This is a genomic window from Lutibacter citreus (assembly GCF_003260195.1).
In the GTDB taxonomy this organism is placed as follows: domain Bacteria; phylum Bacteroidota; class Bacteroidia; order Flavobacteriales; family Flavobacteriaceae; genus Lutibacter; species Lutibacter citreus.
The window spans coordinates 48,171-60,035 of record NZ_QEIH01000003.1 but is presented as its reverse complement, the minus strand read 5'-3'; the positions used below and the strand labels follow the sequence as shown (position 1 = coordinate 60,035).

9 protein-coding genes are annotated in these 11,865 nt (G+C 27.6%); 4 read left to right on the top strand and 5 right to left on the bottom strand.

All coding sequences use genetic code 11. The features are described 5' to 3' along the window. Positions 1 to 39 precede the first annotated feature (39 nt). Positions 40 to 1,053, top strand: a complete 1,014-nt coding sequence (locus DAD81_RS06455; RefSeq protein ID WP_111707436.1) for a type IX secretion system membrane protein PorP/SprF — start codon at positions 40 to 42, stop codon at positions 1,051 to 1,053. A gap of 191 nt (positions 1,054 to 1,244) precedes the next feature. Here DAD81_RS06455 and DAD81_RS06450 read toward each other — a convergent pair whose 3' ends face one another. From DAD81_RS06450 to DAD81_RS06435, 4 genes are all read right to left on the bottom strand, one after another. Beyond that, the gene (locus tag DAD81_RS06450; protein ID WP_111707435.1) at positions 1,245 to 2,243 is read right to left on the bottom strand and encodes a mannose-1-phosphate guanylyltransferase; all 999 of its coding nucleotides are present in this window, start codon (positions 2,241 to 2,243) and stop codon (positions 1,245 to 1,247) included. Positions 2,244 to 2,319: 76 nt separating this feature from the next. Then, positions 2,320 to 2,667: a glycosyltransferase gene (locus tag DAD81_RS06445; protein WP_111707434.1), complete on the bottom strand. Its 348-nt coding sequence runs from the start codon at positions 2,665 to 2,667 to the stop codon at positions 2,320 to 2,322. A 19-nt stretch (positions 2,668 to 2,686) separates the two neighbouring features. Continuing rightward, positions 2,687 to 3,172: a CAP domain-containing protein gene (locus DAD81_RS06440; protein ID WP_157961090.1), complete on the bottom strand. Its 486-nt coding sequence runs from the start codon at positions 3,170 to 3,172 to the stop codon at positions 2,687 to 2,689. A 305-nt stretch (positions 3,173 to 3,477) separates the two neighbouring features. Next, on the bottom strand, positions 3,478 to 4,614 hold the full coding sequence (locus DAD81_RS06435; protein WP_111707432.1) for a response regulator: 1,137 nt from the start codon (positions 4,612 to 4,614) through the stop codon (positions 3,478 to 3,480). 170 nt (positions 4,615 to 4,784) lie between these two features. Here DAD81_RS06435 and DAD81_RS06430 point away from each other — a divergent pair, with 170 nt between their 5' ends. The 3 genes from DAD81_RS06430 to DAD81_RS06420 are packed head-to-tail and all read left to right on the top strand — an operon-like array spanning position 4,785 to position 10,646. Continuing rightward, positions 4,785 to 7,877 carry a hypothetical protein gene (locus DAD81_RS06430; RefSeq protein WP_111707431.1) on the top strand — a complete coding sequence of 1,031 codons (3,093 nt, stop codon included), beginning with the start codon at positions 4,785 to 4,787 and terminating at the stop codon, positions 7,875 to 7,877. Continuing rightward, the gene (locus DAD81_RS06425; RefSeq protein ID WP_111707430.1) at positions 7,877 to 9,112 is read left to right on the top strand and encodes a hypothetical protein; all 1,236 of its coding nucleotides are present in this window, start codon (positions 7,877 to 7,879) and stop codon (positions 9,110 to 9,112) included. Before DAD81_RS06430 ends, DAD81_RS06425 begins: the two co-directional genes overlap by 1 nt. After that, positions 9,093 to 10,646, top strand: coding sequence for a glycoside hydrolase family 2 TIM barrel-domain containing protein (locus tag DAD81_RS06420; protein ID WP_111707429.1), 1,554 nt, complete (start codon positions 9,093 to 9,095; stop codon positions 10,644 to 10,646). Before DAD81_RS06425 ends, DAD81_RS06420 begins: the two co-directional genes overlap by 20 nt. On the opposite strand, the gene DAD81_RS06415 is transcribed toward DAD81_RS06420, so the two are convergent. Beyond that, positions 10,629 to 11,837, bottom strand: coding sequence for a glycosyltransferase (locus DAD81_RS06415; protein ID WP_111707428.1), 1,209 nt, complete (start codon positions 11,835 to 11,837; stop codon positions 10,629 to 10,631). The genes DAD81_RS06420 and DAD81_RS06415 overlap by 18 nt on opposite strands. Between the last annotated feature and the right edge of the window lie 28 nt (positions 11,838 to 11,865).

Here is an 11,865-nt window from a genome sequence, read left to right as displayed (position 1 = left end):
TTATCAATTCAATTTAGTCATTAAAAAATAAAGAATATAATGGTAAAAAAACATATAATCAGTATTTTAACTATCTGTTTCCTGAGCATTACAGTGTACGGACAAGAATATATATACTCAAATCAAAATAAATTATTTGGAACTGTAAACCCTAGTTTTTATGGTTTTGATGAGATATCTCACACTGGTGTTGCTTATGCAACTCAAAAAGTTTTTAATAGTGATAGTAATATTGAAAATAGTTTAGCCTTTGGTTCAACATATTTGGAAGACTATGGTTTCTCCCTTGCCTTTGATGTTAATCTTTTTAAAATTTCAACTTTAGGATATACATCAACTCAAGCTAATTTACATTACATCTATAAAACTAATTTATCATATGATTGGGTATTAAATTCTTCAATTTCTGCAGGGTATGGAAATAATAGATTAGACTTTTCAGCTCTTGTATTTGAAGATCAAATTAATGTGTTAACAGGAAATATTTCTGGTTTATCAATTGATCCTGTAAATGCTAATAGTGGAATAAGTTATTTTGATTTGGGTGTTGGTGCTCATATACACAATAGCCGTAATATGTTTTTTGGATTTAACTTAAAACATTTAAATAAACCCAACACTTCTTTAAATGATGACTACGATGAAAATACAGATATCCTAATTGGCTTACAAGCTGGTTACGAAATAGATTTAAATCCTTTTAGAAGAGGTTTTTTACCAACAGACTCTTTTCTGTTTTTATACGGTTCTGTAAACAAGCAAGGCAATAAATCTAGAGTAGATTTATACCAAGAAGCTATTTTAGATGATTTTTCAATTGGTTTTAATCAACATGTTAATAATTATGAAAGTGCTAGTCTTACAACATTAGGTACATCCGCTAGTATATTTTTAAACCAATTAGAAATAGGTGCTAATTACTCGTTTGAAGTTGCTAGTAAACAACTCACAGGTGTAAGTTATAATTATTTTGAAATATTTATACTATTTGATTTTTATGATTTAAGATTTTCAAGAAGAAGAAATAATAGTAGATTTTATAGTTTTTATTAATCAAAAAAAAATATAAAATCAATATATAAAAATTGCCTCATTTTATTAGTAAATTAAAGTGAGGCAATTTTTTTAAACAACAGTTTTTGGAATATCAAATATTTAATAACTTCATTACAAACAAAAAAGTTTTTAATATTCTTTCATTAATATATAAAGTTGTTACTTTCAATTATCCTTTTTATCATATTTTAATTTAACAAATCCGAACCTTCTTCTTCTAACCTATTATATAATTGTTTAATATTTTGCGATGCTTCTTTTTGTAAAATTAAATTTGCCGTTGGTGTATGAACAAATATAGAATCTTTAACTCCTACAAATGCAGTATATAAATCAGAACCAATTACCATGTTTCCATTCTCATCTACAGGATGATTTTGCGATATTAAATAATCGTACACAGCTTCAAATGAACCCAAATCTGACCAATCAAAATTAGCCGCTACCACTTTCATTTTAGTGCTTTTTTCCATCACAGCATAATCAATACTAATGGAAGGAATAGCCATTGATAAATCTAAATCTAATAATCCATTTTTATTTTTCTCCCAAGCTATTTTAGCACTTTCATATATTTCTGGTGTAAAACGTTTAATTTCTTCAAGCATAACACTTGCCTTAAAACAAAACATACCACTATTCCATAAAAAATTTCCCTTTTCAATAAAATCTTGTGCCACATTTTGAGTTGGTTTTTCTCTAAAAGAAAGTACATTATCATCTTTATGTTCTATGTAACCATAACCTGTTTCTGGCTTTGTAGGCACAATTCCAAAAGTTACTATAAAACCTTGTTGAGCTTTTACAATAGCATCTAAAACCGCATCTTTATAAGTTATAGAGCCTTTTATTACATGATCTGAAGGAGTAACTAAAAGAATGTCATCTGGGTTTGAAGCAAAAGAGGCAAAAGCAATAGCCGCAGCTGTATTTCTGGGTACTGATTCTATAATATCAATATATTTTGTATTAGTCTTTTCTATAACCTCTCTGCTTAAATGGCAATTGGCATTATTACCAACAACCATTAATTTATCTGCTATGGTAGCATTTCTTTCAATAACCATTTCAAACAAAGATGTTTCATTAAACATTTCTAAATACTGCTTTGGCCTACTTTTTCTAGACAGTGGCCATAACCTGCTTCCAACTCCTCCTGTTAAAACAACATGTGTAACTAAATTCATATTTATTTTTATAATTTATTATTTTTATATATAATTTTACTTAAAACAATGAGTATAACAAAAACAATTATTTTAACTAATTTAAGGCTAAGATATCTCTTTGAAACTGAGCGGTAGAATTTAATTCATTAAAATTGAACTGGGTAGAAAAACTTATACTTGAAAATTTCAATTTATTAGATAAAAATCTAAAACCTATTTTTAAAGCAGCTTCATTTCCTTTATTATTTTTAATTGAAACAATGCTTAATCTACCTGCAAATTTTTTTTCGCATAATTTTAAAACATCTAAAGTATTGTCTGTACTACCATTATTTACAAAACAAATATAAATATTTTTATTTGTCTTAAAAAACTCTTCAATTAGATCAATGTCTACAGATTTTTCTATATTACTCAAAGCTATTACAATTCCTATACTCATTATTTTTTTGTTTATTTAATTATTTTTCAATGAAAATTTGAGTAAAATAATTTCTCTCTTTAATATTTTTTTCTGTGGATATCCCAAAATGCGTAAAATTAGGATTTTCAATTACGGCTCTGTGAACATTACTTTTCAACCAAGAATAAACAACACCTTTAGCAGAATCAAAACCAAAAGCAACATTCTCACCTACAAATTTAGCATCTGCATTAACAATTAAATTCTCATATCGATTTGAAAAATTATCGTGACTTACTTTTCCTTTTTCAACCATATATTTTGAATGAGATAAAGCTATCGCTGATACTAAATCTAATTTTTCCAATTTGTTTAAACCAATACTATCTCTATGAATATTTACTCGTTTAAGAATTTCATTCTCAAGTTTAGTATAAGATACTTTTGATTCTAATATAGGTTTAAATATCTCTTCACCCTCTTGAGAACATGACAACATTAAAGCTAAAAAACCTACAATTAATAATTGTTTATAAAAATTCATTTTTTTCATATATTTAGTTAATTACACCTCAAAAATATGATTACAAATGACTCAATTATATTATTTTAGTTGGTAAGATCTTCTATGTCGATGAATGGTAAATTTGTTTAGATAAATAAAAAATGATAAATTTTATAACTCTAAAAACACGACTTAATTAATGTATATAAAGTAATTAAACAACAAAAAAGATTATACTTTTCTTCAAAATTATTTAATTAGAATGAGCTTAGTTATTCAGTTAAAACAAAAAAAAACAGCTAAATAGCTGTTTTTTTATATCATAAATGTAAATTATAAAATCACTATCTAAGCACCCAAGCTATTTGCCCCAATTGCCCAATAATTTTAATAGAATCTTTCATAGATAGTTTAGATCCATCTGCGTGAATCCATCTTTTAAGAGGTTGTTCACATAATATTTCTTTTGCTTTATCCAATCCAAAATGTTTTCTAATTCTTATAAAAATTTCAACATCAAATAACCATTTCGTTAAAAATTTTTTATCGAAAGCTATTTTAATAACATCTTTATGGAATATTTTAGCGCCACATTGCGTATCGTTAAAATCCATTTTTAAAATTTTTCTGATTATAAAGTTTATAGTTAAACTAATTATTTTTCTAGCAGACTCTTTAGTAATGTTTGCCCCCATCCTACTCATTCTAGATCCACTTACTATTTTAAATTTAGATTTTTCAATAGTTGAAACTAAATCATCAAAATCAGACAAATCAGTTGATAAATCAGCATCTAAAAAGCCAATATAATCTAAATCTTCTTTTTCTGCCATATGCAACATCCCAAGTCTTACCGCCTCAGCTTTACCTCCATTCTGTTCACAATCATAAACAGTAATATAACTTTCACGTCCTTTTTTCAATTTATTTAAAACATCTAATGTTTTATCTTTACTTCCATCATTTACAAAACATAAGTGATATCCAGAATGTTTATCTACAAAACTTAAAAAATCATCACTTAATAATCTTTCTTCTTCATTATAACAAGGAATAACAACACCAACACATCTTTGTTGTATAATTACATTATCGGGTTTATTAATTTTATTACTATTTTTAGGAACACCTATCATTCGCTTAATACGAGCACAAATTTCATTTAAGCTTAGTGGCTTTTTCATATAATCATCTATACCAAGCTCATAATTTTCAGTAATTAAGTCATCATTGGTATTTCCTGAAAGTACCATAATAGGAGTTGTTAATTCTTTTTCAATTCTAATAAATTTAACAACTTCCAATCCAGATTCATCAGGCATATTCATATCAACTATTACCAAATCAGGTTTAAATGAATTAAATGTTGCAATACCATCTTTTACATTTATTTCTGTCTTAACTTCATATCCTAGTTCTTCTAATCTCTTTTGAAGTGGTAATAAAATTAATTGCTGGTCATCAATAGCTAATATCTTCATAATTATTATTTTAATTTCTGTTATAAAAGTATTCACTAAAGCTTTAATTAAATTATTTTTTAGTTGAAAAAAGCTTTTATTCAGATGAATGGTTGTTTTATAACGATAAATAAAATTGAACAACTATACAATTTATTTATATTTACAATTAAAAAATATTTACTTTTTAAATGCAGGAAAAAACAAATAAATACTTAATAGTAGCGCTTCTTATTGGTGTTATTTTTCATGGTACAACAATTTTTTTTACGTTAGAAGGTACTTATGATGCGCTAATACATTTATTTTTTGCTGAACATTACTCAAATAGTTGGTTTGAACCTTGGAGTTATAAATGGTATACCGGTTTTACTGTTATGGGATACCCACCTTTGGTACACCAATCAATTGCAATTCTGTCATACATTGGAGGATTAAAATTTGGAATGTTTACGGTTGCCTTAATAGCTATTATACTGTTTATAACTGGCTCCTATAGATTTTCATTACTTATTACTGCAAATAGAAAAGCAGCTGGTTATGCTGCCATATTAGCTACATTATCCTCTTCCTTTGTTGAAACCTTACATATTTTTGGTCAACTTCCCAGTATTATTGGAGTTTCAATACTAATGCACTGTTTACCCGAAATTTATTTATGGATAAAAACAGGTAAATACAAATACCTGTTTACTTCTATTTCATTATTAGCGGTAACCGTTACATCTCATCATGTTACTCCTATTTTTGGAATGATCTTTTTTATTTTCCCATTAATTGGTATGGTAATTATGGACCATTCAAGAGATCAAGTAAACTCAATGAAAGAAGTTACCTTTAAAATATTTTTAAGGTCCTTTTTTCAACTATTTAAACGAATTATTGGTTTTGGAGGACTTTCATTATTAGTTATAATTTTTTGTATTCTACCCTACTGGGTAAATTCCAAAGCAAACCCAATTACACAAGTTCCTATTCCGCACGGAAGTAGAGATAATTTTTTAGAAGTAACCTCATCAGGGTTAGTATTTTTTATAATTCCTTGGGGAATTTTACTTTTTATACTTCCTTATATTTACTATAGATATTATTCAAAAAGATACTTGTTTTTTGGTTTATCATTTACATTACTTTCTGTTTTAGGTACTGGAGGTACAACTCCTATTCCTTTAAAAATGTTAGGTGAAACCGCTTTTAATATTTTAACATTAGATAGGTTTACATTGTGGGCCTCAATAATGGCAATACCAATGTTTGGTGAGTTTACCTATAGATTTATTGAAGGTGATTTAAAAGATAAACTTCAATCAAAATTTGGCGCTGTATATCATCGTATATTAGGAGCTTCACTTGCCGGTTTATTTATAATTATTACTGCATTTACAATTACTTTAGGATATTTTAGACCTTCTCAACCGCAAGAAATTAAAATGCTACCCATTTTAAATTTCCTAAGTCAAGATCAACATGACCATTGGCGTTTTTTACCTTTGGGGTTTGGAGATCAAATTGCTTGGCTATCTGCACAAACAAATGCTATGACCGTAGATGGAAATTACCACTCGGCAAGAAGACTTCCTGAATTAACAACTAGAGCTGTTGAAAGACTAGAAAATTCTAAGTTTAGAGGAATTGAAGGAATTGGAAGTTTACAACAATTTTTAACTGTTCCAGAAAAATACAATTTAAAGTATGTCTTTTCAAACGATAAATTTTACGACCCCATACTCTACTTCTGTGGTTGGCAAAGATTGCGGCAACTTGAAAATGGAATTATGGTATGGGAAAAATTAAATGTACCGCCACTCTCCAAAATTTTACCGAAAGATGATGTACCTAAATTTTTAAAATTAATGTGGGGAATAATACCTCTGCTTACTGTTGTAATTGCGTTTATTTTAAATATTCAAATGGTTTGGTATCAAACTTTAAAAATAAAAATTAAAGAATCACCTCCTTTTTTAAGATTTAAAACCGATTATAGTAATTTTTCTAAATACCTAATTATCATATTACATGTTTGGGCCTTATTTTTAATAGCTATTTTCTTTTTTGGAATGTATTTATTCTATGTTAAAAATACAACTCAATTAAGTCCCGAAAATGTTGTTAATGCGTATTATGATGCATTAGATTTTAAAGAATTTGAAAGAGCACATTCTTATTTAGATCCTGATAGTGATATTACTATTTCACAGTATATGCTGGAAGTTTCAGTAACCGATGGAATTTTAAGCTCATATGCAAAACTAGATTCTATAAATGTAAATATTGTTGAACAAACAGAAAACACTGCTAAAATTATTGCGAATACTCAATGGGTTACTCCATTAGAGGTTATAGATAAAACCTATAAACATGAACTTATAAAAGTAAAAAACAAATGGTATGTAAAACCTAGTTCGTATGATTTAGATATACCACCTGATCAATTATTTTCAGACAATATACCTGAATATTATAATCATGGTAGAAGGCGAATTACAACGCAACAAACTCATCACGAAGATATTTTAAAACAACCTGTTTTAGAAATATTGAATGCTTCTTTAATAAAATACAAAGATCAATACTCAATAGTTGGTGAAATACAAAATATTGATAATGTTCCTGCTGATGTTGTTTTAAAAGGAACATTATATACCGATGAAAATATTGAAGTTTCAACTTTTAATGCCAAATACGTTATAAAACATAAGCTTTTACCTAAGGAAGTAACTAGTTTTAGATTAGATTTTGAAGGTATTGCCTGGTTGAATCCTAATGAGAAAGTTCCCGAAACTTTTAACCCTCACGAGTTTTCCCCAATTACTTTAGAGCATCAACCAACAAAATTCAACTTGCAATGCGCAGGTAATGTAGCCATCACAGATTTATACAAAAAAATAGCCATTACCAATTTAGAGATTGATGATGAACATATTGAAGGAACTTTGTTTAATTATGGAATACAAGAAGTTACAATTCCGCAATTAATAGTTTCATATTACAATAAAGATAAAGAAATTATTTGGGTAGAACATCAATTTTTACGAGAAGGTGTTAGAGTGCAACGTAAACAATATTTTGATTATCCGTTGCAAAAAAATGATAGTATTGAGGTTATAAATAGTAGTCTAAAAAATTGTTTTGTAAATGGCTTACCTAATAAATCTATTTCAGAAAAAGTTGTACCAAATAGAAATCTAAATCATTTAAAAGAACAATTACAGGAGCTTAAAAGTTCAAATGAATTTCAATTTATTAAAATTGAACTTAATAGTTATGTTGGTAATCCTAATTAATGAAAAAAACTAAAAACATATTATTTATTGTAGTACTTTTTTTAGTGCTTACCTCTAGCTACGCTCAAATTGCGCAGGCTGAAAACAATTATAAGTTAATTACAACCACTAAAAATTTTATTGCTGGCACTAATGTTTCAATTTCATTTACAAGTAACAATACTTTAAATAGCCCTTCATTATATATTAAAAGTGCTTATAGCAGAACTCTTTTATCCCCTATTATTAAAAACAATATAACTTTTAACATTCCTGACGTATTTTCAAAGAAAGCAGGAATAATTAATTGGAGTTTAATATTGAATGGAGAAATAATTGCAAAAAACTATATTGAAATTATTCCAAATGTACCAACAAAAAACTTAGTTGAAACTTATTTAGGTCCAAGAAGTATTCAGGCAGGAAATAGAGATTATACAATGCTTGTAATTATACCTACTGATAAATTTGACAATCCTTTACCACAAAATTCAGCAGTTAAAAGTCATGTCCAATTTTTAGATAATATTGAATACACAGAACTTAAAACTAATAATTTAATTGCTTGGCAAAATATTACGAGTCGAGAAAAATCGGGAGCTTTACATATTTCCTCCTCTTCAAACAACACAACAACTAACGAATTAACAACCGTTATTTTCCCTTCTAACCCTATCAATTTTTTAATTCATGCAAATAGCAGCCATAACTTTGCTGATGGAAATGAATTAACCGAATTAATTACTTCTGAAATAAAAGATGAATTTGGCAATATTATAAGTGATGGTACTTTGGTTGAATTCAATATAAGAAACAGCAAAAATATAGTTTTAAAAACTAGATCTAGCACTTTAAATGGTATCGCAAAAGCAAAAATTCTACACCCAGATCATAAAGATTTATGGAGAATAAAAGGATATGTTAATGGTTTGGCAGAAAGTAATACCATACAATTAGCATTTAAAGCAATTATTGATGATTTTGATGTCACGTTTTCAGAAGAAAACAGAAAAATCACCGTTGGTCCATTACTAAGTTTTATGGATCAACTAATACCGGATGGCGCCTTGGTAAAACTGCATATTTATTCAAAAAATAAACTCGTAGAAACAAAATCGTCAACATCTTTTAAAGGCTTTGTAAAATTCTATATTTCATCAGAGTTTTATAAAGAAGATAGTTATTCTTTTAAAATAAAAGCTTTAGGTGTTTCAAAAAATATTGATCAAATAAATTATGCGAAACTCAATAAATAAAAATATATACAGAGGTATTTTAATATTAACCTTTGTAGCTGTTAATGCATTTATATTATATGGAGCTAGCTCAGTTTTAGGTTATTTAAAAACTGGTGCTGATAGAAGTACCATGTTGCATACTGAGATTAAAAGTGTTGATATTTATTTACCTAAAACTACTTGGTCTAGTTTAGATAATCCGGGTAGACCAATATCTGATGAAGCATTAAATTCAATTGAAGATAATTATTTAAAATCTTGGTATATAACAAACATAGCCTATGCCACCAATGATCCTTATGGTATTGAAGATTTTTATACAGATAGTGCTCGAGTTCATATTTATGAAACTATAAAACTTAATAAAAAAGAACATATAACTATTGAATCTACAACATTAAATCATGAGCCTAAATTAGATTTTTATAGTGAAGATGGAACCTTAGCCGTAATAAGCGATGATAATGTTATAGAGCATCAAAAAACATATAAAAATAAAGAGTTAATATTTACGGAGACAGATACAAGCTCTTACCAATTATTACTATTACTAGAAGATGGTTTTTGGAGAATTAGACACAAAATAAAAAAACCAAATCCATCAAATATAGCTTCAGAAAAAACGACTCCTTTTGCTTATATCCAAGGTTCAAACATTATAGTTAATAACATACCTTTTATTACAAAAGGTATTAATTACTATCCACAAAATACACCCTGGAATATGTTTGGTGAAAATTTTGATATTCATGTTATTGAAAAGGATTTAAAGATCATTAAAGATTCAAAATTAAATAGCATTCGAATTTTTCTTCAATATGAAGATTTTGGAAAAGCCCATGTACCGTACAACAAAATTGAAAAATTAAAAATGGTATTAGACACTGCTGAAAAACTAGATCTAAAAGTAGTTGTAACTTTATTTGATTTTTATGGTGATTACTCATTAATGAATTGGACTTTAACCCATAGACATGCTGAGCAAATTGTATCATTCTTTAAAAACCATAAAGCAATTTTAGCATGGGATATTAAAAATGAACCAGATTTAGATTTTGAAAGTAGAAATAAGGAAGTTGTATGTAGTTGGTTAAATCAAATGATTGTTGAAGTAAAAAAGTTTGATCCTAACCATTTAATTACCATTGGATGGTCTTCTCCTGAAGTTGCGGTAAATTTAGCAACCAAAGTAGATTTTGTATCGTATCATTACTATAAACAAATTGAAAACTTTAGCTCTGATATAAAACTACTAAAGCAAAACACATTTGGTAAACCTCTTGTTTTACAAGAATTTGGACTTTCATCATACAATGGAGTTTGGAATGCTTTTAGAGGCGGTGAAACGCAGCAAGCCAATTACCATAAAAAAATGCAAGAAAACTTAAAAAAAGATTCCCTTGCATTTATGTCTTGGAGTTTGTATGATTTTAAATCTATTCCTACATCAGTTGCTGGGATTCTACCTTGGAGAAAAACCAAACAAAAATATTTTGGCTTTATTAATGAAAATGGGGATGAAAAACCTTCGTTTTCATATATTACCTATTAATTGTTTTTTAGATTTTTTACAATCAATAATTGTATTAAAATGAGATAAATACATATCTACAATTTTCCCCATAGGTAATGAACAAGCTGCCTTATAATTTAGTTTACCTAAATTAATTCTATGCTCTTCATTTACAACAATACTTTCTATTGCATTAGCTAATGACATATGATCTGTTGGTTCAAAAAATTCACCTCTGTAACCTTCTTCTTTCACTAGAATAGCTAAATCTCCTAAATTTGGTAAAACAACAGCTTTACCGTAACTACCTGCTTGGTGTAAGACTCCAGAACTTCCCGTTGTTGATGTGTATGGAAATACTACAACCGCACTATCGTTAAATATTACTGGCACATCTTCTTCTTCTACATAACCCGTAAATCTAATATTTGGAACATCTTTATATTTTTCTTTAACAGCATTTAAATAACCTGGCGTATTTGGACTATCGGTACCTGCAATTACAATTTCTAAATCTTCATTTGTTCTTTTTCTAATTTCTTTAACAGCTTCAATCATAATTTCAACCTTTTTATAAGTACCAAACTTCCCAAATGTCATAATTTGTTTTGGTCCTTTAGGCAAAACATAACTAGGTTCTGGCGGAGTTTCAAAAGCTCCGTGAGGAATAAGCACAACATTATCATGATTATATTTACTCTTTAAAATATCAACATATTTACTAATAGTTACCGCAACATAATCTGCCTGAAGAACAAATTTTGTTAGTGTAGTACCAATAAAATTATATATTTTTTGCATTAATTTACTACTAGTAAATCCAGCACTATCCAAATCTACCTGCTCTAGTATATTATGTAATAAAACTATATTAGGTATTCCTTTTAATTTTAATAACATTGGTAACAATAACCCTAAAGCAGCTGGTATTTTTTTATCTCCAAATTTCATAAATTGAAGATTAAATAAAACAGCATCAGGCTTTTCTTTATTAATGGTTTTATAAATACTAAACACATTTTTATAACTATTAAATTCCCAGCAGTCTTTTACAGTTATTTTACAATTGTTTGTAGGGAAATCTAATTGCTTTTCTTCCAAAGTATGGTCCGTAATTAAAACAATTTCAGTTACTTCTTCTTTTATTGCAAAATGCTTTACTAAATGGTAACCATATTCTGTTAATGTTACTTTGCTAGGTGGAAATGCTGTTACAATTGCTATTTTCATTTTTATTTTTTTTTGATTACTTATATTT